At 46.3% G+C, this 23951-nt stretch carries 18 protein-coding genes; 4 read left to right on the top strand and 14 right to left on the bottom strand.

All coding sequences use genetic code 11. The annotated features are described in order from the left end of the window. Positions 1-61: 61 nt before the first annotated feature. Both F8C67_RS12620 and F8C67_RS12615 read right to left on the bottom strand, forming a co-directional pair. Positions 62-1081, bottom strand: a complete 1020-nt coding sequence (locus F8C67_RS12620) for an asparaginase (protein ID WP_151668221.1) — start codon at positions 1079-1081, stop codon at positions 62-64. Continuing rightward, positions 1078-1854, bottom strand: a complete 777-nt coding sequence (locus F8C67_RS12615; RefSeq protein ID WP_151668220.1) for a TatD family hydrolase — start codon at positions 1852-1854, stop codon at positions 1078-1080. Before F8C67_RS12615 ends, F8C67_RS12620 begins: the two co-directional genes overlap by 4 nt. A gap of 141 nt (positions 1855-1995) precedes the next feature. Here F8C67_RS12615 and F8C67_RS12610 point away from each other — a divergent pair, with 141 nt between their 5' ends. Both F8C67_RS12610 and F8C67_RS14345 read left to right on the top strand, forming a co-directional pair. Further along, complete coding sequence (locus F8C67_RS12610) at positions 1996-5682, top strand: beta strand repeat-containing protein (RefSeq protein WP_151668219.1); 3687 nt, start codon at positions 1996-1998, stop codon at positions 5680-5682. After that, a complete protein-coding gene (locus F8C67_RS14345) occupies positions 5679-5852 on the top strand; it encodes a hypothetical protein (RefSeq protein WP_170266456.1) in 174 nt (57 codons plus the stop codon). The genes F8C67_RS12610 and F8C67_RS14345 overlap by 4 nt, the downstream gene beginning before the upstream one ends. 3 nt (positions 5853-5855) lie before the next feature. Here F8C67_RS14345 and F8C67_RS12605 read toward each other — a convergent pair whose 3' ends face one another. Further along, on the bottom strand, positions 5856-6581 hold the full coding sequence (locus F8C67_RS12605) for a carboxypeptidase-like regulatory domain-containing protein (protein ID WP_151668218.1): 726 nt from the start codon (positions 6579-6581) through the stop codon (positions 5856-5858). A gap of 66 nt (positions 6582-6647) precedes the next feature. On the opposite strand from F8C67_RS12605, the gene F8C67_RS12600 reads away from it, so the two are divergent. Further along, positions 6648-8183, top strand: a complete 1536-nt coding sequence (locus F8C67_RS12600; protein WP_170266455.1) for a BCCT family transporter — start codon at positions 6648-6650, stop codon at positions 8181-8183. A 30-nt stretch (positions 8184-8213) separates the two neighbouring features. Here the strand turns inward: F8C67_RS12600 and F8C67_RS12595 are convergent, their stop codons facing one another. The 6 genes from F8C67_RS12595 to F8C67_RS12570 form a co-directional block, all read right to left on the bottom strand. After that, entirely contained in the window at positions 8214-11786 is a 3573-nt protein-coding gene (locus tag F8C67_RS12595; RefSeq protein WP_151668216.1) for a TraB/GumN family protein, read from the bottom strand. Between the two features lie 275 nt (positions 11787-12061). Continuing rightward, positions 12062-12388: a hypothetical protein gene (locus F8C67_RS12590; protein ID WP_151668215.1), complete on the bottom strand. Its 327-nt coding sequence runs from the start codon at positions 12386-12388 to the stop codon at positions 12062-12064. Between the two features lie 37 nt (positions 12389-12425). Then, complete coding sequence (locus F8C67_RS12585; protein ID WP_151668214.1) at positions 12426-12731, bottom strand: helix-turn-helix domain-containing protein; 306 nt, start codon at positions 12729-12731, stop codon at positions 12426-12428. Beyond that, positions 12694-13053, bottom strand: a complete 360-nt coding sequence (locus F8C67_RS12580) for a type II toxin-antitoxin system RelE/ParE family toxin (RefSeq protein WP_151668213.1) — start codon at positions 13051-13053, stop codon at positions 12694-12696. The genes F8C67_RS12585 and F8C67_RS12580 overlap by 38 nt, the downstream gene beginning before the upstream one ends. Before the next feature lie 920 nt (positions 13054-13973). Beyond that, a complete protein-coding gene (gene odhB / locus F8C67_RS12575) occupies positions 13974-15218 on the bottom strand; it encodes a 2-oxoglutarate dehydrogenase complex dihydrolipoyllysine-residue succinyltransferase (protein ID WP_151668212.1) in 1245 nt (414 codons plus the stop codon). Between the two features lie 24 nt (positions 15219-15242). After that, positions 15243-17972, bottom strand: coding sequence for a 2-oxoglutarate dehydrogenase E1 component (locus F8C67_RS12570; RefSeq protein WP_151668211.1), 2730 nt, complete (start codon positions 17970-17972; stop codon positions 15243-15245). A 105-nt stretch (positions 17973-18077) separates the two neighbouring features. Here F8C67_RS12570 and F8C67_RS12565 point away from each other — a divergent pair, with 105 nt between their 5' ends. After that, positions 18078-18713 carry a hypothetical protein gene (locus F8C67_RS12565; protein WP_151668210.1) on the top strand — a complete coding sequence of 212 codons (636 nt, stop codon included), beginning with the start codon at positions 18078-18080 and terminating at the stop codon, positions 18711-18713. Here F8C67_RS12565 and F8C67_RS12560 read toward each other — a convergent pair. The 5 genes from F8C67_RS12560 to F8C67_RS12540 are packed head-to-tail and all read right to left on the bottom strand — an operon-like array spanning position 18710 to position 23920. After that, positions 18710-19066, bottom strand: coding sequence for a hypothetical protein (locus F8C67_RS12560; protein WP_151668209.1), 357 nt, complete (start codon positions 19064-19066; stop codon positions 18710-18712). The two genes, F8C67_RS12565 and F8C67_RS12560, sit on opposite strands and share 4 nt — an antisense overlap. Beyond that, entirely contained in the window at positions 19063-19671 is a 609-nt protein-coding gene (locus F8C67_RS12555) for a hypothetical protein (RefSeq protein ID WP_151668208.1), read from the bottom strand. The genes F8C67_RS12560 and F8C67_RS12555 overlap by 4 nt, the downstream gene beginning before the upstream one ends. Positions 19672-19706: 35 nt before the next feature. Further along, the gene (locus F8C67_RS12550; protein WP_151668207.1) at positions 19707-20678 is read right to left on the bottom strand and encodes a polyprenyl synthetase family protein; all 972 of its coding nucleotides are present in this window, start codon (positions 20676-20678) and stop codon (positions 19707-19709) included. Then, positions 20679-21539 (bottom strand): glucose-1-phosphate thymidylyltransferase RfbA, encoded by an 861-nt coding sequence (gene rfbA, locus F8C67_RS12545; protein WP_151668206.1) that lies wholly within the window; start codon positions 21537-21539, stop codon positions 20679-20681. Beyond that, positions 21536-23920, bottom strand: coding sequence for an efflux RND transporter permease subunit (locus tag F8C67_RS12540; protein WP_151668205.1), 2385 nt, complete (start codon positions 23918-23920; stop codon positions 21536-21538). Before F8C67_RS12540 ends, rfbA begins: the two co-directional genes overlap by 4 nt. Positions 23921-23951: the final 31 nt, after the last annotated feature.

Here is a 23951-nt window from a genome sequence, read left to right as displayed (position 1 = left end):
ACATGGTTCAAACCTGTGGAAATTCGGCGCCAAAATACAAAAAATACGTGGCGTTCAAACCTTAAATCGAACGTTCTCCACAAAGAGATTGCTCAAATTTGTCGCGGAATTCCGAACCTCTCCAACCTTCACCCAAAAGTACCATGCTTTTAGTCAAGGCCGCTTCCAAGGTCATATCCCCGCCACTTATCACGCCAAGTCGGGCCAAATGCGCACCGGCAGCATATTTCCATTGATCCACGCCACCCGCCTTACACTGTGTAACGTTAATGACAACCGTCCCGTTGGAAATTGCCTCACTTATCGCTTCAGCCAACCATGGATCCATCGGTGCATTGCCCGCTCCAAACGTGTGCAGTATCACTCCTTTCCTATTGCCCCTCAGCAACGTATGCTCAATGATGTCTCTATCTAAACCCGGGTAGAAGTGAAGCACCGAAATATTTGTCTCAAGCTCCTTGTGAACCTTCAAAGGCTCTTTCGCTCCTCGCCAAATTCGGTCGTTGTAAATGTGCAAATCCACTCCCGATTCAGCTAGAACAGGGTAATTCGGACTATCATACGCGTCGAAACTCTGAGAGCTGTATTTATACAATCGATTGCCCCTGTGCAGGGTGTATTCAAAATAAACCGCCACTTCTGGAATGACCGGTTTGCCCTCATTATCACGCGCTGAAGCAAGTTCCATTGCCGTAATGATGTTTTCTCTGGCGTCACTGCGCAACATACCAATCGGAAGCTGAGCACCAGTTAAGATCACAGGCTTGGCTACGTTCTCCAACAAGAAACTCAAAGCTGAGGAGGTATAGGCCATGGTGTCCGATCCGTGCAGCAACACAAATCCATCGTACTGATCGTAGTTACTTCCAATGATTTCGGCCATTTCCAACCAATGATGGGGCTTCATCAAGGAAGAATCAATCGGATGTTCAAAGGATCTCGTATCGATTTCACAATTCAATTGTCCGAGCTCCGGAACCTGCTCAAGCAAGTTCTCAAAATTGAATGGCTCGAGCTCACCTCCTGCTCCACGTACCATTCCAATGGTTCCACCGGTATATATCAGCAATATTCTGGTCATGGAAGTCGGAATAACTTTTCTGCGTTCAACGTCGTTTGCTCTGCCACCTCTTTGACCGTCATTCCCATCAACTCGGCAACACGCTGGGCCACTATCGGCACATAGCTGCTCTCATTTCTCTTTCCGCGGTAAGGAACTGGCGCCAAGTACGGGCTATCTGTTTCCAGTATAATTACATCTTTTGAAACATGTGGCAGAACTTTATCTAGACCGCCGTTTTTAAAGGTAGCAACACCGCCAATCCCCAAGTGCATTCCGAGGTCTAAGCAGCGATTCGCCTGTTCTATATTTCCCGTAAAGCAATGCAGGACGCCTTTCAAATTCCCATTTTGCTTTCGCTCCAACGACTCAAAGATCTCGTCAAACGAATCGCGCGCGTGGATGACGATGGGTTTATCGAATTCTAATGCGATGTCTATCTGTTCCTCAAAGGCTTCAACTTGCCAGTCGAGTTTATCTTTTTCCCAGTACAGGTCAATCCCAATCTCACCCACCGCCACAAAGCGGTCGGCTGATTTCTCAAACCAACTTCTTACGGTATCGAGTTGAGCCCTTCGATCTTCGCCAACATGGGTTGGATGAATTCCCATCATGGGAAATGCTCGACCTGGATAATCCTCAACCATCTTCATCATGCGGTCGATGGTATCTACATCAATATTGGGAAGTAAAACTCGTTCCACTCCGGCAACGCGGGCGCGCTCCATCATCTCGGCTCTATCTTCATCAAACTGTTTGTGAAACAGGTGCGTGTGCGTGTCGATGTACTGCATGCGAGCAAAGGTCGAAATAATCTTCACCGAAAAAAGGCAAATAATGCACATCAACGCATAAAACCGCATCCTCATCAAATTCTGTTGAAACTTTATGAGTTTAAATCTTTAACTTAGAAATCAAATCAACTAGCCGAAATGATGAAAAAGACTCTCTTGATATTGTTTTCCACAGTTAGCCTGGGACTATTTGGTCAGAATATTGACTATGAATTTTTGACTAACGGTGGCGCATTGGACGATGTGAACAACTGGGGTGAGGTTGGAAACAATTCGAACCATCCCGTTTCTTTCGCCCTCACTACAGATACCTGGGACATGAATGGCCTTAATGGAATTCTGAACAATTCGCTTTCTATTGCGGGTACCTTTTTAAATTCTTCGGTTACAACGAGTACGTTAACACTATCAGCCAACCTGGATTTCCAAGGAGACGTACAAAATGGAGATAAGTTTACCGGTTCTTACACCAGCGTGAATTATTACTACACTACTAATTCGGTCGATATTCTTCCAGGCACATATTCCTCGGCTTTAGCTCTTCAGACAGGTGTTTCAGGAGTGGCTCAAGGCAACATCACAGTTTCTTTAGATTTAGAGTTGTTTTCTGGGAGTGAGTTAGACATGCAGACATTTACACTCGCAACGAATCGTTCAAATTTGATTGGTGGGGCTGTAAATGGTACGATTAAAACTCAGAACACAACGGCCAGTCCTATTTCTCTCTCGTCAGGTTCATGGATGTCAGCCATTGAGTTTAACGCTCCAGGCAATCAGACAGTACCATCTGGGGAGTACGAAGGTGGTTTAACATTATCTACTGCTGGAACGAAAACTGCTTCGGGTGACATAACTGTTCACACATCTTTAGATGTCGATGCGGTATTCGACATGTCAACTCATCAACTTTTGGATGGAAGCGCAGCTTTTACGGTTAGTGGAACTTCGGCTATTCGAACTCAATCTACAGACAACCCTCCTATCCCTTCAAGTAAGACTTGGGGGACGGTTATCTTCAATGCGTCTTCCGGAGGCCCACAGTACATACCTGGTGGCACGTATGACAATATTGGTGATGCCAGCAATGTCGCAACGGTTTCACACGAAGCTCTAGGAAATATCACAATTAATGATGCATGGCTAGATGTAGGTACGGATATAGACATGGGAACATTTCAGGTGTTAACTGACGGAGATGGATTCTCAGCAACATCTATTGGCACTTACACCATCTCTACACAAAATACCTCCAGCAATCCCATTCCAGACAATATTTCTTGGGGTAACGGTTGTACGATAAATTTCAATTCTTCGGTAGCAGACCAAACCATTCCACCAGGAACGTATTACAACTTGCAATGTGAGAGTAGCTCATCTGGCACACCTCGACACAAAACAACGAGTGGCGCAATTACAGTAAATAACGGTTTAATTATCCTTGGAAGTGATTCTTACTTGGTTCTCAATCATGTATTGACAGACGGCGGAACATTTGGAACTTCGAGCACCGGCACTTACGGAACGCTTGAGATTGGGTCAAGCTCTCCGGCAGGTGCATTCCCCTCTAACAAAACTTGGTACTGTGGGGTGTTTATAGATCAAGCTAGTTATTCTATTCCCGCTTTGACGCTTGTTGATAATGATTTGACCATAGGAGAAAGCTGTAGCTTGGGCGGAAATGTGACCTTCTCTGGCGCAGGTGATTTAGAATTAGGAACCGGATCTGCAGTCACACTCGACTGTGGAAGTAACACAATTGATTTTGGTTCAGGCGGGGCATCGGTGCTCGCTACGTTTGGATCTGGCTCAGTTGTACGAACCTCTGCCACGACCCCTTTTTCAGGAACCATTCTCTTCGGAAGTGGAGTGACACCATCATTTTACGGGAACAACAGCCAGGTCATCCCCGCTGGAACGTATCGTCGAGGTGTGACGCTCGAAGCAAGTACAGGCACTAAAACTCTAAGCGGAAATATTGCATTGGATGGCACCACGACAATCAATACAAACACCGTACTCGCTTGCAGCACTTTCCAGGTTACCGAAGATGACGTAAACAACATTGACTTCATCATTGCTGGGTCTGGGTCGTTCACGACAGACAACACTTCTACGACTCCATTCCCAGCTGATAAAGATTGGTCTTCACTTTCAGAAGTGACGTACCGATCGAGTTCTACTTCACTAGTAGGCGGAACCTATTCGAGCATCTCTATCACAGGATCTGCCAGAACGCTTACCACACAAGGAAATGTCAATATGTCGAGCATTCTCTTTGTCTCTACGAGCAACGCCATTGAAATTGACATAGCAAAGAACACTTACATCAACTGTGAAGGGGTTACAAACACCACTGGAGTTACAGTTGTGAATTTGAAAGCGGATTCCGATGGGTATGGACAACTTAAATGTCGTTCAGTATCTAACAGCGGTACTTCATTAGACTTTACTAAAGAGCAGTACGTAGACCTTTCTACTGCCCGATATTTCCACATGGGATTACCGCTGACGGGAAGTTCGCTAGACGAGTTGAACAACAGCTCGATCATGGTTGGCAATGGCGGTTCGGCTGCTCAAGTAACGACTTGGTATTGGGATGCCTCAACGTCATCTTGGACAGCGGCAGATATTAGCGCAAGCACAACAAACACCCTAGCTTCTAGAGGACAAGCCATTTTTGCTGGAACAACAGGTGATGGAACATTTTTGAGATCAGGTTCGGGAATTATAGACGCAAGCGGGGATGCGGTTGCTGATAACATCACGTATTCATTGGACTACCACGACGGACAAACCTCAAACAATGGACAAGGGGGCTCGGTATCATTCGTTGGTGGATCTGGCGTGAGTGCAACGCAAGGATGGAATTTCGTTTCAAATCCATACCTAGGAAACTACGATTGGCAGGATCAAACGCTACCATCGAATATCTCAAGCGCGATTTATCAATGGGATGGCTCTCAGTGGTTCAGTTACAATACTGGATCACAAACGGGAGATTCTGACGCGAGGTATATTTCCCCGGGCAAGGGATTCTGGATTCAAGCCACAGCAGCTCCAGGTAATCTTGCCTTAGACACCTCCAACATAGATGTCACGGGAAGCTCAAGTTTCTGGAAAGCTCCAGCGGATGGTGTTACACTCACCTTCACAGAAACGAATTCGATGAAGAGCGATAACTCCTATGTGAATTTCATCGCTAATTCAACGCCTGGATTCGACCCAGGCTTGGATGCTTTGAAACTCGTTAATTCGGACAATATTCCTTCCAATTGGATTGAAATGAACTCGAGTGAACACCTCTCTATATGTTCATCCCCCGTTTCAGTCACTAGCTTCCCTGTATCGTTCAGCGATTCGGATAACAATGAGATGATTACCGTTTCTCTTGATTATGCAAATCTAAAATCGTTTACAACAGTTGAAATTGAAGATATCAAAACGGGAAATCGAGTAGAATTGACGAACAATGGTTCATACAGCTTTGTCAATGATATAGGCTATCCGGAACAGAGGTTCATTCTACATTTCTCTGGAAGTACCGTTAATCTTGAAGACGAAGCTGAGGCTCAAAACAGCGTAGCCAATTTCGATGCATACTTCTCAAATGAATCATTTGGAGTATTTGTTGGGGAAGAGTTGATGTATAAAAACTTGACTGTTTCGATTTCTGATTTGACAGGAAAGATGCTGCAGTCTTATACCTTCTCTGTTTCTGAGTCGAATCCGATTCTATTGCACGCACCGTCTATACCAAGCGGAGTTTATGTAATCACATTCACGCAGGAAGGCGAGTTCCTTCAGGCAATTAAATCGATTAAGCCATGAAGTTGAAGACCTTCTCTATACTATCAATGTTCATCCTTTTTGGATTCGTTGCATATGCTCAACCCGGTAATCCGTCCACCCCAGCACCTCTTGGCTTCACAGAGCTTCTAATTGGAGCTGGGTTGGTATATGGAGGCTTTAAAATGAAGAAGAAATCCAATCGATTCTAAAGATCACGGTACAACAAACGAAGCCGCGGCAACGGTCATCTGATTCAAATTAGGATAGACCGTCATTCCCAAATTTGGATCTTCATATTCGTTTGTCCAATACGAGTTGCCATAGCATCTTACATATACCGTTTGGCCTGACTGAAATCCCATAGTTTCCAGAGCACTTTTCCGCAAATTCAGGTTATAAGGAGCAATCTGCGCCTCGATTACCCCCAGAACATTGCTCCATTCGTTATTCGAAACTGTGGAACTTGTGCTAAAGAAATAGGTGAGATACCTCGGGTTTCCATTAGAAGCCGAAGGATTCATCGTTGTAGCAACGGTAACTACCGTATCCACCACGCTAGTGGACAAATTTGTGATGGACGTTGTTGAAAGTTGGCTTAAAGAAGGATTCGGACTTATAAAAGTGACTGCGGCACTGTGATCTATTCCAAATCGTTTGAACGTTCCGTACCCACTCTTCTCAAAAACCAAATCCACCGACCCAAAAGGCACGTCTGTGAATTCATATTTTCCATCGATGTCGGTCGTGGTAGTGAAGTTCGTACCTGTAATACTTACGGTCATCCCATCGTCGTCGGCAGGCTGTGGACCTTCAAGATACAAGTTCACTTCACCCGAGATGTTTCCTTTAGTAGGTGTAGGGTTTGGTGTAGGGTCATCGTCTCTAGAACATGAGGCAAAAACCAGCGCTAAAACAAGTGAGTATCCAACAATCTTCATACGTGCAGTTTTTTAGTGATGTATTAACAAGGTACGATTTTATAGAATTGGATGTACATTGAACTCATGTCCCTTTCCCGACTTCGAAAAGCCGTCTTCATTCCAAGTTTCGCCATCGTGGCCTTTGCTGCAGTCTACAGTCTAGTGCAACCCAGCGCGTTCGTCGCCACCATGCAGAAGCTAAATGCAATTATTCTAAACACATTTGATTGGCTCTTCAGCTCAGCTGCCCTTTTCTTTCTATTGATTGTAGTCGTTTTGTACTTCTCGCCAGCAGGCAGAGTCCGAGTTGGAGGCAGCAAAGCCAAACCTCAACTGACAAAGTTCAGGTGGTTTGCCATTACCTTATCCACCACGATCGCTTCCGGAATTCTTTTCTGGGGTCCCATGGAACCCTTGTACCACTACCATCAGCCTCCACCGGGACTGCACATCACGCCTGCAACTCCAGAAGCAGCCGATTTCGCCATGTCGACCATGTTCATGCATTGGTCATTCATCCCGTATGGAATATACACCCTTGCAGCAGTGGCTTTTGCCATTGGCTATTACAACTTAAAGGGACCATTTGGATTATCGTCATTACTGCGCCCACTAGCTGGAGTGAAAGCCGATAAGCTCGGGAACATTCTGAATGTACTCGCACTTTTCGCTTTGGTAGCGGGAATGGCCGCAAGCTTAGGAGCTGGAATTCTCGTCCTCTCGGGCGGTGTAACTCAACTTACTTCAATTCGTTCCTCGCCATTACTTTTCGGAGTCATTACCATTTTGGTCGTTCTTGCCTTCACAATTTCTGCTACAAGCGGTCTCCAAAAGGGAATTCGGATTCTGTCCACCTGGAACGTTCGTATCTTCATCCTAATAGCTGGGGCGATGCTCTTGCTCGGACCAACAACCGAGATACTCAGGCTCACGGGCAGGGGTGTATCAGAATTCATAACGACTTTCCCAGAGCGGAGTATGATTGGTTTCAGTAGCGAGAATCGTGAATGGGCGGGCGACTGGACCATATTCTACTGGGCAAATTGGCTAGCCTGGACACCCATTACGGCGGTATTTTTAGGCAGGATTTCGCAAGGCAGAACGATACGGGAGGTCATACGATTCAACCTGCTCTATCCCTCACTTTTTGGAATACTCTGGATGGGCATATTTAGCGGTAGCGCACTGGTTTCTGCAAGCGGTTCCGACACGCTTTGGAACATATTAGATTCTGGTGGAAACGCCGGAGAAATCATCTTCGCCCTCTTCGAGCTCTTGCCTATCGCGCAAGTGTTGAGCGTCATCTACCTCATTACATCGTTTTTGTCGTACGTCACGGCCGCTGACAGCAATACTTCGGCTATGTCGGGCATTAGCTCAACAGGAATTTCTCCCCAAAATCAAGAGCCGCCTAAATGGATTCAAGTAACCTGGGGGGCACTGATTGGCATCATTGCCTGGGTGATGATCTCGTTTGGAGGTGGAGAAGACGCGACGGGTTTGGACGGTATTCGGATGCTGTCGAATCTTGGTGGGTTGCCCTCCCTCTTCACAATGATTGCCGTGAGCATCGGCATCGTGTTCTTCATCATCAGAAACAAAAAAAGAGCGACTGAATAGCCGCTCTTTTCCTTGTGTTGGGAATATCGTTTAATAGTAAACGCCCCGATCTTGAACTACGCGTTCGCGGTCGTGGAGCTTAATTTCCTTCATGGCATCTTCAATAATTTCATCAATATCGCTGATGCTCTCGTTGTACGTTTCTCCATTGGTTGCAATGGCATACTCCGTATCGAGCTCCTCTTTGTCTTCAACTACGACGTAAAGTAGGTTCCACAGCTTGTCATCATCATTCCTTCCACGGAAGAAGAACACTTCGGCTGGGAATGGTTTGATATCAATCTTCTCGCTTCGGATGAATGAGATGGTGTCATAACTGCGGTAATAGTTGTTGGCCATGATACTCTTCGCTAGCGCGTCTCTCGAACGATACTGCTCGTCAAGCACATCCAACTTATCCTCTTCAATCAAATATGGGAAGATGTCGTACAGCGCCTTTGGATCCTTTGCAATGTAATTCCAACTTGAATCAGGCACGTCTACATACCCATCGGTTAGCATGAGCATATCGGCCAATATTCGCTTGTTTCTGATGCGCTGAAGTTTCAAATAATGCTCTTGAACGTCTTCATTATCAGCAAAAGGCGAGAGCAAGTTTGAATATACCTCAAGGTCACCATTCATGCTTGCAGGTCGACCATATGCGCTTCTCATTTCATCTGCCGCATGTTGCTTCTTGAGTTCTACTTTCGCGAAGAGCAACAGTGTTTCATATTTATACTGATAATCTGCTCCCTCAACATATCCACTGTCGAGTAAGGTGCTGAGCAACTCGTAGATCTCGCCACGGTAATCTTCAAAATCGGCAAGGGTCATGATATCTGGGTAAATCGACTTAGCCAATTCGAGTGAATCATTGAAACCTGCAAAGAGACTTGAATAGGTATATGAACTTGTGGTAAACGGTGGTTCGTCCAGTATGAGCTGGTTGAATTTGTCGACCCCTTCCTGCATGTTAAACTCGAGGAGGCAATCCAGAATGGAGAACAGATATGCGGATGAATCGAGCTTCTCGTAATAGAATTCGCCCAAGAACTCGATGTGATCTACTCTATTCGCTTCAAGATCAGGAAGCTGATGAAGCAACTGCAATCTTGCCGTACGATCGAAGCCTTCTTGCGTATAATTCTGAACGTATTCCTTGATATAGTCAGCGTCTTCATCTTTGAAATCAACGACGTATACAGACTTGCTAGCCTCAAACACATCCACACTATCGCGACTCTCGAGCGCCGCGAAGAACAGGTCGGATTTACTTTCGGTAATAGGGGTTCCAATTAGGGTGTCGCCTGCTGAGGCGAAGCTATTCAAGGCTGCGGAAGCGAATTGAGATTGATACCCTAGAGAGTCCGACATCGCGTACAGGCTATACACAGCGGAATTCTCTAGAATCATGCGTACTTCTATGAGTCGGCGTGTATTTGTATCGGTCAATGTAAACGCTGCCATCTCCATCAGGTATCCATCGCGCTCCTCACGCGAAAGGATGGAATCTTTTAGGATGACTAATCCCTTGTCCTCGATGAAATCTTCCTTCTTATCTTCCCAGAACTCCTCCGTACTTTCGAATGAACCGTACTTATGAAGAGTGCGCATGCTCACGAGCAATTGCTCTCCGGTTGGAGGATAAGTGAGCATCTTCTCTGTATACTCACCGGTGAAGCTCATGTCCTCATCGTCACTACCGAAACCGCGGTTTTCATACAGGTTTCTAAAGAACGACTCATAGTCATTCAAACGAGCTGGCGATTCGAGGGAAATGTGCAGAACGCTATCCTTTTGAACCGTGAACTCGTCTTGATATTTCCACGGAGAAAAGGAGAAGGAATTGAAGAAACTAGTGCGTGTAGCCTTCGACTCTGAGTCGGTAATAAGCATGACGTACTTAGGGCCTTGAATGTGGACCTCTCCAAAGAGCTTTAGACCTTCTTCGTTGCTCACTTCGAATCGGCTAAAATGCTCACCGTTTTCGTTAACAACTTCGAGTTCATCGATATCGAATTCCTTTTCTTCGGCCATTTTCTCCACTAGGTACTCCAGTTCGAAATCGTCTTCTTCGAGGTAGGCGAAGTCGTGGAATTGGCGCATGCCTACTGCATAATAGTCGCCTTCATCAAACGACTGAGCCCAAAAAGTATAGTGTGGGTTTTCGAATACCCCTTCGTACTGCTCGGTACGAACCACGCCGGGTAGCGACACTTCGAATCCGGCGAATTTGGGACTGTAAAGCGCTTCTTCTGTTGCGGGGTGAAGCTCAATGCTTTGGAAGAAAAGCTCCGGTAACTCAGAATTTGCGAACTCCTTGTTTCCACCGACCTTGAATATGAGCACTTCGAGCTCGGTGAATACAATTTGATAATGTTGATGGTCGCCCATTCGAGTTTCATTGCGGATGTCGAGTGCTGGAAACCCGGAAACTTCGATGGTGTCTTTAGAAAGAATCTTTCCCGGAATATTCTCGAACAGCATGCTATCAATCTTCCCAAAGAAGAACTCGGCATCGCGGTTGTTTAAGTGTCCGAATGTTGGAATTCTACGAAGGCTGTAGAAAGAACCGTTTGCCATATCGGCATACATGTACTCTTGGTATGGAGTACCTAGTAGTTTGGTGAGTGTTCCGGGAACGGTGAGGGTTACGAATCCATCGTCTGATATAAAATCCTGGGTAGGATGTGTATAGATGATATCGTCGATTTCCTCTTTTTTACTGATGCTTGTGGTGGTGATGGCGCGCTCTTCCGCTTCTACCGTGTACCCCATTTCGCGAAGTAGGTTGATGACACCCATATCGCCTGGAAGGTGTGCGGCGCCAACGCCTGTGAACAGAACACCTTCCTTCATGAGAGAATCCATGCCTTCAACCATAATTTGATTGCGGACATCGAGCATGTTAACACGGTAATACTTACTTGGATACAGAACTGTGTTGAGTGTATCGATGAGATCGAGATCTCCCTTGCGGTAGGCGTCTTCCATGAGTGAACCCCAATCGCTAAAATCACCTAGTAAATCGCGTGCTTGGCGTTCCGTAATGTATACGGCATCTTCGTCAGACTTACCCGATTGCAACACTTGAAGGAATGACTCTTTGTAATCTTCGAGTGAAACGATGGTCTTCCCACCTTTCTTTCCCGCTTGAAAGATGAAAAGGTCTAGATAAGTGTTTTCTGCAAAATCTTGATCGTAGGGATTCTTGCGGTACAGAAGATTGTTGAGCATCCCTTGATCTTGAGCCAGGAAGTACTCCCAATCTTGTTGTTGTGGCATCTCGGCAAGGAAGGAGGAATACAGCGGCATGTTGTAGCGGCTGTATCTGCTTTGAATCTCGTAGTAATCGTTATGGAGGGCAGAATTTGTCAGTTCTTCGACCCACATTTCTGGGTTTGTTTCGAGCGCGATGATATCGGCGTTATCGATGGCGTCGAAGAAAGTTTCACTTAGGTGGAACGCAACGCGGTTACTCACATGCATGGTTCCATAGAGGTAGGAAGGCTCTTCGAGTCCGTTACCTGAAATTTTCCATAGAAGCCCTTGGTAGTCTTTTGACACCTGAGCGAATGCTCCAATTGGAAGAATTAGAGCGATAAGAAGTTTTCTTAGCATACTAGGTCTTTTGAGAAGAGGAAGTCTTTTTTGAATGAGCGATTAAAAATAAAACGCAGAAGTTAAGAAATTGGTTTGGATGGGGTGAGACTCGTGGACCTTTGGACCTTTGGACTTATAGACTTTTGGATGGTCGGACTAATAGACTGATGTGCTGACTGAAAGGAAGCATCCCGAGAGGCGCAGCCGATTCGGGAGAGGCTCAGAGGGCTGGAGGTGAGGCACAACAAATCACAATCGGCCAATTAGTTGAGTTAATGGCCGGTTCAGTTTTATTAAGACTCTTGTGCCGCTTTGTCTAGCAACTCGAACTCTTCCCACTTCTTCCAAATAAAAAACAGTCCAACGATACCAGAAAAGAAAAACTGCAACCAGGTCCAATTCACTTTTTTGCTGCGGGCTATATTCTTAAACGACCATAGGATACGCAGTTGAATCCCAAGGGAAGTGAGCATTAGAACTGCTAAAACAGACATCTGCAGATTGTAACTCTGCATATCGGGAAATACCCAGTTTAACTTTTGTGGATTGAAGAAGACGATCACATACCCCATATAAATGAGGTACGGTATGGACAAAAGGACCTTTGAGAGCGTTCTCATGAGAGCGTTTGATGAAGATGTACAGTGAGAGGCAAACTTAGAACTTTAACCTGATCTCCATTTTCCCTCCCAGTCCTTCATTGATTATTCTTTGCAAGGTGGAGAACCTGATATCCTTTAAGTTGTGTTCTAATTTTGAAATGTACGACTTATTAGTACCAGCTAGTTCAGCCAACTGTTGTTGAGTGAGCCCTTTTCGCTCCCTCGCTTGCTGTATCAATACACCAAGTTTGAAGGTGTCATACTCAGTCTCGAACTCTTCCCGCTCTATCGTTCCTTCTGGACCTACATTCTGTTCTATGAAATCATTTAGACTGGTTAGGTCCTTCTTTATATTCTTCATAATACTTTCTTTTTACTTCTTCTGCCTTCAAGATTTCTGACCTAGGCACTTTCTGGTCTTTCTTCTGAAAACCATGTCCTACAACGATAATGTCATCTCTATCGAAAAAACAGAAAACGCGATAGATGTTGGTTCCAACTCGGATTCGGACCTCATAGATGCCAGATGTGCCTCTGAGGCGCTTCAAATATTTCTCGGGAACATTTTCCAATTCGGAAACTATCCGCAATGTCCAAAGAACTTTGTATCGGACCCGTTTCGACTGGACCCTGAAAAACTCTTCGAAGTAGTTCTTGTAGAAATACAATTGTCTTTTACCCATACAAACTTACATCTTGTTGTCTAATTGGACAACATTGAATAAGACAAGGTAGAGCTACTTTAATGTTTAGACTCGAATCTCAAATCAGAAATTCAGTGAAAACACAGAAATCATCAGGTCCGAATAATTCTAAGAAACGTTTACACAGATGGGCTGTGAAACTAGCAGCTGAGCAGCTCTTTCCATACGGGCTGATTAGCCCCTCCCCGGTCTCAAGTTATACAGTAATTGGCCCCTCTGCTGTTTCTCAATAAGACACATCGTAGACAACAAAACGAATCTTCAGGTTAGAGAAAATGTCCACCATTTGTCAACCAAATGTCCCTGATTCGTCCTCTTGAACAGACCATAGTTATCCCTATAAATCTAGAACTTCGCTACAGGGGGCGGGGGTGGAGCCCCTCCGGAGAAAAGAGGGTTAGAGAGTTAGAGGGTTGGAGGGTTGGACGCTAGGCTAGAGTTGAAAGGTTTACATAAATAGGCTTGAGGCTTGGGGCTTGTGGGGAAATCCCGCGAGTCTAAGCCAATGCGGGGGTTAAATGAACTAGCAGACTGTCAGCGAGTTGGAGGGTTGGACGTTAAGCTAGTATTGAAAGGTTGACATCAATAGGCTTGAGACTTGAGGCTTGAGGCTTGGGGCTTGAAAAATCATTAAAAGCTCAATCCTACTGCTTTTTAGATAGCCCTCACTCTACTACTCCACATTAGTTCGCCTTGCGATACAGCAAGAACTATCAGCATCTCTCTTACTTAAATGCTGAGTCAGCCAATTGGATCCAATGGTCGTTTCTACGACATCACCTCCGTCTAACCCTCTGACAGTCCAACAGTCTAACCCTCTGACCCTCCAATAGTCTAACCCTCCAAAAAAAAAATCCCCGTCTACCGACGAGGATTCTCATATCTAGTTTGGAACCAATTTACAATCCCAAAGTCTTCTTCGGATCACCACCCATCAAAATCTCAACCGGATTCTCGAGCGCTTCCTTGATTTTCACCAAACATCCTACCGACTCACGACCGTCAATTACTCGGTGGTCGTAACTCAAGGCTACGTACATAATCGGACGAATCTCAACCTTGCCGTCGATAGCAACCGGACGCTCAACAATGTTGTGCATTCCCAAAATTGCGCTCTGCGGTGGGTTGATAATTGGCGTAGACAACATAGAGCCGAAGACACCGCCATTGGTGATGGTGAATGTGCCGCCGGTCATTTCATCCACAGTGATTTCGCTGTCGCGAACACGAAGCGCCAAACGTTTCACTTCTTTCTCAACTCCTGCAAAGCTCAAGTTCTCCGCATTGCGAATTACTGGCACCATCAATCCACGTGGACCAGAAACTGCGATAGAAATGTCCTGATAATCGAAGGTAACTAGCTCGTCACCATCAATCATACTATTCACCTGCGGGAATTCTTGCAAGGCATAAACCGAAGCAAGTGTGAAGAAACTCATGAATCCGAGTCCAACACCATACTTCTCTTTAAATGCCTCCTTGTACTCGTTGCGAAGATCAAAAATCGGCTTCATGTCAACCTCATTGAAGGTGGTCAACATCGCTGTTTCGTTCTTCACGCTAACGAGGCGTTGCGCCAACTTGCGACGAAGTGCACTCATGCGCTTGCGTTCCGATCCGCGGTTTCCGTTTCCTGGAGAACCCATAGAAACCTCAGCTTTAACAGCGTCGTCTTTCGTGATTCTTCCATCTTTACCGGTGCCCTTCACATCTTTGGCGTCAATTCCCTTTTCGTCGAGAATTTTCTTTGCCGCAGGGGATGGGGTGCCCGTTGCGTATGTTTTGTTTGAATCATCAGAAGATGAAGTCGGACCAGGATTTGGAGCCTCCTCTTTCTTATCCTCTTTCTTCGATTCACTCTTCTCTTCTTTCTTTCCTTCCTTCTTGGATCCGCCTTCCGGAGCAGCTGCGTCGGTATCAATCTTTGCGATAACCTGACCAACTTCTACCACTTCGCCGTCGCCAACGAGAATTTCGATAACCCCGCTCTCTTCAGATGGAAGCGCGAGTGTAGCCTTATCTGAATCGATTTCGGCAATTTCTTGATCTTTCTCCACGTAGTCTCCAGAGGACACTAGCCATTCAGCAATTTCAACCTCTGTGATTGATTCTCCTGGAGATGGGACTTTAAGTTCTACGATCATCTTAATAGTGACTTATACGTCTGTTTATGCGTTGAAAACGGATTCTACAATTTCACGGTGGCGCGCCAAAGCGGTCTTTGACGATCCTGCGGCCGGCGAAGCACTTGCTGCCGGCGAGAACAATTCTAGGCGCTCTGGGAAGTACCACAAAATGAATGTCCATGCACCCATGTTTGCCGGCTCTTCCTGTGCCCAAATCTTTTTCTTCGCTCCCGAGAATCGATTGAGCACTTCGTCAATCTGCTTCTGTGGAAGCGGGTAAAGCTGCTCAAGTCGCACAATGGCCGTGGTCTTGTCTTCACGACTTTCACGCTCGGCGAGCAAATCATAATAAAGCTTACCTGAACAGAAGACGATTTTCTCAATCCTCGAGTCTTCGTTCGGCGAGTCTACGATTACTTCTTCAAACTGACCACCCGTCATTTCTTCCAAAGACGACACGGCCTTAGGGTGACGAAGCAAGCTCTTTGGACTCATCACAACGAGTGGCTTGCGGAACGGTCGGTGCATTTGTCGACGCAATGCGTGGAAGAAGTTTCCTGGCGTAGTAATATTCACCACCTGCATGTTGTACTGTGCACAAAGCTGCAAGAAGCGCTCTAAACGAGCACTTGAGTGCTCTGCACCCTGACCTTCATAACCGTGAGGCAGAAGAAGTACTAAGCCATTTTGAACCTTCCATTTGTCTTCAGCGGCCGACAAAAACTGGTCGATAATAATCTGTGCACCATTGGCAAAGTCACCAAATTGAGCTTCCCAAACGGTTAGCGTTTTTGGACTAGCCATGGCGTATCCGTAATCGAAACCGAGAACGGCATATTCCGAAAGAAGTGAGTTATAAATCGCGAAGCGACCCTCACGTCCTGGTATTTCATTTAGTCGGCAAACTTCCTGCTCGCTGTCTTCCACCTTTACAATTGCGTGGCGGTGAGAGAAGGTACCTCGGGCAACATCTTCACCCGAAATGCGAACATTAAAGCCCTCCATAATCAGACTACCATAAGCCATCAATTCACCCATACCCCAATCAAGCGAGTTGCGCTCAAACACTTGGTTATGTCGATCCTTAAAGAGGCGTGTAATCTTCTTGATAAACTTGAGATCTGAAGGAAGCGTAGTGATTGTCTCTGCAATCGTTTTCAACTCCTCCTCTTCTACTCCAGTCTTCGGCGAAACGTGGAAATCTTCTGGCTTCGACTGGCGGAACTCCTTCCACTCATCGTCCATAAACGGAGTGATAAAGTTGCGCTCAATCTTCTTCGACTCGTCGAAATCTTCTTCGAGCATGGCCTTAAATTCCGACTCCATTTCACTCAAAGCAGAATCATCGAGGTCATTCGATTCCTCTAGCTTCTTGCTGTAGATCTCACGTGGATTCGGGTGCTTCGAAATCTCTTTGTACAACAGCGGCTGGGTGAAACGAGGTTCGTCACCTTCGTTGTGACCATACTTTCGGTAGCATAGGAGATCGATGAATACGTCTTTGTTGAACTTCTGACGGTACTCCGTTGCGAAGCGAATGGCGTGAACCAATGCTTCTGGATCGTCACCGTTCACGTGAAGCACAGGTGCAAGAATCACCTTTGCAATATCGGTACAGTAGGTACTGCTTCGTGCGTCGAGGTAGTTCGTTGTGAAACCAACTTGGTTATTGATAACGATGTGGAGTGTGCCACCCGTGCCATAACCGTTGAGAGTTTCCATTTGAACCACTTCGTACACCACACCCTGAGCAGCGACTGCCGCGTCACCGTGGATCAGGATAGGCATCACCTTGGAGCTATCGCCTTCGTAATCGTTATTGATTTTCGCTCTCGAAATACCTTCAACCACAGGGTCTACAGCCTCTAGGTGAGATGGGTTTGGCGAAAGGTTCAGCTTTACGTCTTTCCCTTTAAGGTGTTTGATAGTCGAATAGCCAAGGTGATATTTCACGTCACCGTCAAACTCATCTTCAACAAACGCCTTGCCCTCAAACTCAGAGAAGATTTGCTTACGCGGCTTTCCGAAGATGTTAGAGAGCACATTGAGTCGACCGCGGTGAGCCATGCCCATAACGAACTCCTCTACACCTTGGTCGGCAGCGTACTCGATGGCAAAATCAAGCGCGGGAATGAGCGACTCAGCACCTTCGATGGAGAAACGCTTCTGACCAACGAACTTGGTATTCAGGAACGCCTCAAACGAAACTGCTTCATTCAACTTGTGTAGAATGCGCATCTTCTCCTGCTTTGAGAAGATGGTTGAATTTTCATTCTGATGAAGCCACTGCTTAATCCAAGAGGTTACTTCCGGCTTACGGATGTACATGTACTCGACGCCAATTGAACGGCAGTACATGTTCTGGAGGTGTTGAACGATAGTTCGAAGTGTAGCAGGGCCCTCAAGACCAACCTCTGTTCCGGCCTGAAACTCGCGATCGAGATCGTCTTTCTCAAGGCCAAAGTTCTCGATGTCGAGCGTAGGCTCGTACTTTCTACGAGAACGAACGGGATTGGTTTCTGTGAAGAGGTGACCGCGTGTACGGTAACCTTGTATAAGGTCCAAAACGAGGAATTCGCGACGTACGTCTTCCAAAGCTTGCTGGTCGACCGTACCCACTGGGTCGTCGCCATACATTTCCTTTGAGAAGTCATACCCCTGGAAAAAGGCGCGCCAACTCGGCTCGATTGAATCTGGGTCCTTCAGGTACTTCTGGTACAGGTCATCAATAAAACCAATGTGTACACTACCTAAGAAGGAGAATCTGTCCATGGGATTTCTCTACAAAAAATTTCCGCCAAAATTACAAATAATAATTTGCACGGCAGTTTCTCGTTTCCACATTTAAAGCCTTAATTTCGTTGATATTCACCGAATATGAAGTCGAGAATTTTTACCACCGTTTTCGTGCTCTTGTCGAGCCTTTCATTCGCCCAGTACTATGAGCCAATGAGCCGACGCAGCGCGAGTTCTTCAGACTCCGCTTCCACTTCCGCAGAGTCTACTACTAACAATGTCCCAACAGATGTAAGTCGAAGAAGTTTCGGACAACGGCTTCTTTATGGAGGAAGCCTACAGCTCAGCTTCGGTTCGGTGACCTATGTGGAGCTCGCTCCTCGCGTGGGATATCTCGTCACCAATGACCTTATCGCCGGTGTTGGCGTGAATTACATCTACGTTCGATACGCCGAAAACATCTCCTACCCCGGCTCTCCAGAAGTGAGTTTCTCACTGTACGGCGGTAACGTTTACAGCACGTACAACCTTCCCATCGGCTTGCCGCTTGCCCTCCACGGCGAATTCGAAGCGATGAACCTTGAGCTTTGGAACCCACAAGAGTTTGAATACCAGCGCGAATGGGTACCTGCCCTCCGTTTAGGCGCGGCGTACGTTCAGCGTATTGGCTCCGGAGGCGGCGTGTATCTGATGGCACTTTACGATGTACTTCACGATCCAAACAGAAGCCTGAATCCATTCTCACCATGGACGTTCCGGATCAGCTTTATGTTCTAAAGCTTTCCCGAGTATTGAAATCTGAAGATGACTTTTTGCGCCTCCCGTTCGGCTATGCGGTGGGCTAAGAGTTCGTACCAATCAGACCAACCTCCCTGTTCCATATCTTCCCGCAACTTCGCTTCGCTAAGGTCAATCCTGTAAAGCAATTCGGGGATTTCACCTGCCGTAATTTGGTACGTGTTGGCAAGGTATTTCTGAATCTCGTGAACGACTTCCTCCCAAGTTTTAGGAATTGTATCCGCGAAGATCTGCTCGCCTAAATCCTTTGAAATCTGATCTAGCCATGCATGAAACACGTCCTCGCGACGCGTAAGGAGTTCTCGTCGATTTCTATGTATCAGGCCGCTCATATGGAGAAGCCAATAGCAAGCTCTAGCAGGATGTGCGGGTAAATTTGGTTGGCTTCAACGACATTGTAGTTCTGCTCACCCTCTAGCCTGTAAACATCCTTCGCCCTGAACCAAACAAGTCCGGCTGTGACATTGGCCGAAACGTAGAACCCCGGATCAATACGCTTCAATCCAAAGGAATAAGTAGCATACCAGTTCTGCTGATCTCTAGCCAGCTCATATGTCCCTTCCGCGTCATCCGCATCGCCGTAGGTACTCGTTGGAAAGGTGATGTCCTTCACCGCAATTCTAGGTCCATGCCACATCACGGTTCGTGTTTCTAGATATAATTGAGCGGCCAAAAAATGACCTTGCGACGGACGCAGGTCGATTTCTAGTGTGCGAATTGGCGAGATGAAATCTCGACCGTGATACTGATACAAGACACCAAACATGGCGTTCTTCCCAATCCGGAAGTCAAAACCAGAATTGAAGCCATAAAGAAGACGAGCTGGATGGATACGGAACGTCACGTAGTTCTTCCTACCCGGTAAGGTCGTGTCGCTTTGAGCTAGGGCTGTCGCGCCAAAACTCATCAACAAAAGAATGAAACATACTTTCCGCATTATGGAAAGTTAAGGTTTGTTCAGATAATTATCGATCAATGGTCTCGCGTGTACAAATACTCCGCAAAGGCTTTCATCTCCGAGATATTCGCACCATGGGCCTCGCATTCTTCAAGCGCATTTAGCGCCATTCGATAGTATGCTTCCATGCGCTGTTCTGCGTAACGCACTGAACCTATTTCGTTGAAGAGCTTCTTAACGGCTTCCACCTTTTGGTCGATACGAGTCTCCTCATCAAGCCACATTTGCAGTTCATCTCTCTCTTCACCTTTAGCGTGTTGCAAAGCATGAATGAGAAGGATGGTCTTCTTGTTCGACCGAATATCACCGCCTACTTGCTTGCCAAACTTCAGCGGGTCGCCAAAAGCATCTAGCAAGTCATCTTTAATCTGAAACGCAGTCCCCAAGTTCAAACCGAAGTTATACGCTTGAACGGCTCCAACATCATCAGCTCCCCCCACGCGTGCCCCAATTTGTAAGGCGGCTCCAAGAAGCACGGAAGTCTTATACTGAATCATTCGGATGTACTCATCTTCGGTCACATCCATTCGCGTCTCAAAATCCATATCCCATTGCTGACCTTCACAGATCTCCAGGGCTGCTTTTGAGAAGACGTCGTTTACCTCACGGAGGATATTGTCCTCAACCTGACCAATGGATTGGTAGGCCTTGACGAGCATGGCGTCTCCGGAAAGAATTCCAATGTTTGAATCCCATCTTTCGTGTACGGTTTGCCTACCTCTACGCAGAGGGGCATCATCCATGATGTCGTCGTGAATAAGTGAAAAGTTGTGAAACAATTCAATGCCAATGGCCGGCTCAAGCGCCTTCTCAGCCTTCGCTCCAAATGCCTCACACGCCAAGAGCGTCAATACAGGACGCAATCGCTTACCGCCGAGCGACAAGATGTAATGAAACGGTTCGTATAAATTGGCTGGATTCTCTCCAAAGTTTCTTCCTTCAATAGCCTCAATAAAAAGCTCTTGAAGTGATTTGAGGTCTCTCATCTATCGGAGAAGTTTTAGCAAATACTCACCATATCCACTTTTCAAAAGAGGGGTGGCAATTTCTTCGAGTTGTTGTGCATTGATGAAGCCCATTTCATACGCCACCTCTTCAATACACCCAATCTTTAATCCTTGTCGATGTTCGATTACCTGAACGAACTGAGCTGCCTGATTAAGCGAGTGGAACGTACCCGTATCTAGCCAAGCAGTTCCTCTATCTAGAATGCCAACTTTCAAGTTGCCACGCTTTAGATATTCTTTGTTGACATCCGTAATCTCGTACTCACCTCTAGCAGAGGGCTTCAAGTTCTTCGCAATATCAACTACATCTTTATTGTAGAAATATAGGCCCGGAACCGCGAAGTCCGACTTTGGGTTCTGAGGTTTCTCTTCGATGGAAATGGCGTTGTAATCTGAATCGAACTCTACTACGCCGTAACGCTCCGGATCGCTTACACGATATGCGAAAACTACCCCGCCATCCGGATTGGCACTGCTGCGAAGCAAATTGCCCATTTGGGTTCCATAAAAGATGTTGTCACCGAGAATGAGGGCTACATCATCATCACCAATGAACTCCTCGCCCAAAACAAAGGCTTGTGCGAGACCATTTGGTTCGTGCTGGACGGTATATTGGAAATTACAGCCGATCCTGCTTCCATCTCCCAACAATTTCTGGAAGAGCGGCATGTCATGCGGAGTGGTAATGATGAGGATGTCTTTAATTCCCGCTTGCATAAGCGTGCTAAGCGGATAATAAATCATCGGTTTGTCGTACACGGGCATCAACTGCTTACTCACCGCGAGCGTCAGTGGATGCAATCTTGTGCCAGAGCCTCCGGCTAGGATAATTCCTTTCATGATTCGGTTTTTTCAGTCTCCTCTTCTTCATCCTCGTCATCAAAGCCTTCGTAAACCTCGATGATGTTCTCGTTGAATGATTTGGCGTTCACCCATTTTTCAACGCTCATTAAGAACGCAGGAAGTATGAGCAAGTTCGCAAACATTGCAAAGAACAAGGTAAGGGAAACCAAAATACCCAATGATACGGTGCCTCCAAAATCTGAGGCAATGAACATGCTAAATCCAAAGAAGAGAACCATGCTCGTGTAGAACATGCTGATTCCCGTTTCATGTATAGCGGATAATACCGCCTTGCCAATCTTCCAGCCGTTGGTTTTCAGTTCCTGACGATACTTCGCGAGGAAGTGCAATGTGTCATCAACCGAAATACCGAAGGCAATAGAGAAGACGAGAATTGTACTCGGCTTAAGCGGAATTCCCAAGAAGCCCATCAAACCAGCCGTCATCAATAATGGAATCAAGTTGGGTACGATGGATATAATCACCATTCTCGCCGAGCCAAACAGGATGGCCATAATGATGGATATAACCGCAATGGCTAAAAGCAAACTTAGAATCAAGTTCTTGATGAGGTATTCTGTGCCAGCTAAGAAGACTACGCTGGCGCCCGTCACCGTAGTTTCGTAGTAATCCGATGGGAAGTACCAATCCAATCGCTCCTCAACCTCTGCCAGCAAAAGTTCCATTTCTGGGGTCGGTAAGTCGGGAACCTGAAGCGTAATTCGCGCTTTCGAACCTGTAGAGTCAACCAAACTTCTCAGAAGTTCATTGTCCGTCTGGTCATCCGGCAAATATTGCACAATCCAACTCCTTTCCTGACTTGTAGGTAAGGAGTACATGCTGGCATTTCCGCCCATGAATGCCTGGCGGCTAAACTTCACAAAGTCGGCAATGGACAGGGAGCGAGAGGTTTGTGGCAGACTGTCAAGCGATGCCTGCAAGTCACTTAAGTCTCTCAAGAACGAGGCTCTTTCCACTCCATTATCCTCCTTGGTGTCGATGATGATTTCCATCGGAACTACCCCATGAAACTTACTTTCGAGGAACTTCAAGTCGAGATATAACGGATCGTTCTCCCCAAAGTCTTCGGTCAAACTTCCCGTTGTGTGAATCTGAACCATCCCCCAAATACCCGAGCCTACAATTACGACGGTCAGCGCATAAATGTACTTACGACGGTGTACGACTGAATTCTGGAGAAACTTCACCATACCCAATACCCAACGCTGATCCAAATGCTTGTAGTGACGCTCTTTTGGAGGAGTCAAGTAGGTGTAAACAATCGGGATGATGATCAGGCTCAAGCAGAACACCACAAGGATGTTCACCGAGGCAACTACCCCAAACTGAACCAGTGTAATACTGTCAGTTAAGATAAAGGCCGCAAAGCCCAAAGCGGTAGTAGTATTCGTAAGGAGGGTAACATTTCCGATTTTGCGAATAACCCGCTGCAGAGCGAGAATTTTATTTCCGTGCAGGCGATATTCAGCGTGGTATTTATTGATGAGAAAGATGGCATTCGGAACGCCAATCACTATCACCAAAGGCGGAATAAGCGAGCTTAGTAGAGATATCTCGTATCCGAAGGAGGAGATCAGGCCGAACGACCAAATCACTCCCAAAACAACCACTATCAGTGATATTCCTGTGGCCCTAATACTCTTCAAAAAGAAAAGTAGAATGATGGCTGTTACCGCAATCGTTAGGAAGATGAACAAGTACACTTCGCGTTCCACCTTTTTGGTGTTGGCCATGCGGATGTACGGCAATCCTGAAACACGAATCTGCGTTCCAGTCATTTCTTCGTAAGCCGCAGTTACCTGCTTAACTTCTTCTACAATTCGTATAATATTCGCGTTGTAAAGCTGGTCTTCGCGAATACGAGCGACCATGAGCTCCACTTCTTCCTTATCATCATACAGCACCCCTCGGTAAAAAGGCAAGCCGGCGAAAATGGCGCGAATGGAATCAACCTTTTCTTGGGTGGATGGAAGAACTTTCATGAGGGAAACCGGCACAAACTCGCCCTTCCCTTCATCTACTGTGAGGTTATACGCCGAAGTTACTCCCAGTATGTTTTCAACCCCATTAATTTTGATCAGCGAATCGGCCAATTGCTGCCAAGCGGCGAGGCCTTCCGGAGTCCAAAAATTCTTTGAACTGGCTCCCAGAACAATGGCATTTCCCGCCTCTCCAAATTCCGTACGGAAATCATCATAAGCGACGCTAATAGGGTCGGTTACGGGCAGAATCCTCGAAAATTTATAGGAAATTTTTACATCCAGAGCCATGTAGCCCATGAACGCCGTAGCCAAAACGACCAGGCTTAACAGTTCAAGTTTGCGGCGAAGTATAAGTCGAGCTATAGTTGTCCACATGGCCGATTGGGGCTGTCGGAAGCAAAGGTAG

The sequence above is a fragment of the Phaeocystidibacter luteus genome (assembly GCF_008933115.1).
Lineage (GTDB): Bacteria > Bacteroidota > Bacteroidia > Flavobacteriales > Schleiferiaceae > Phaeocystidibacter > Phaeocystidibacter luteus.
This window is presented reverse-complemented; position numbering and strand designations above follow the sequence as displayed.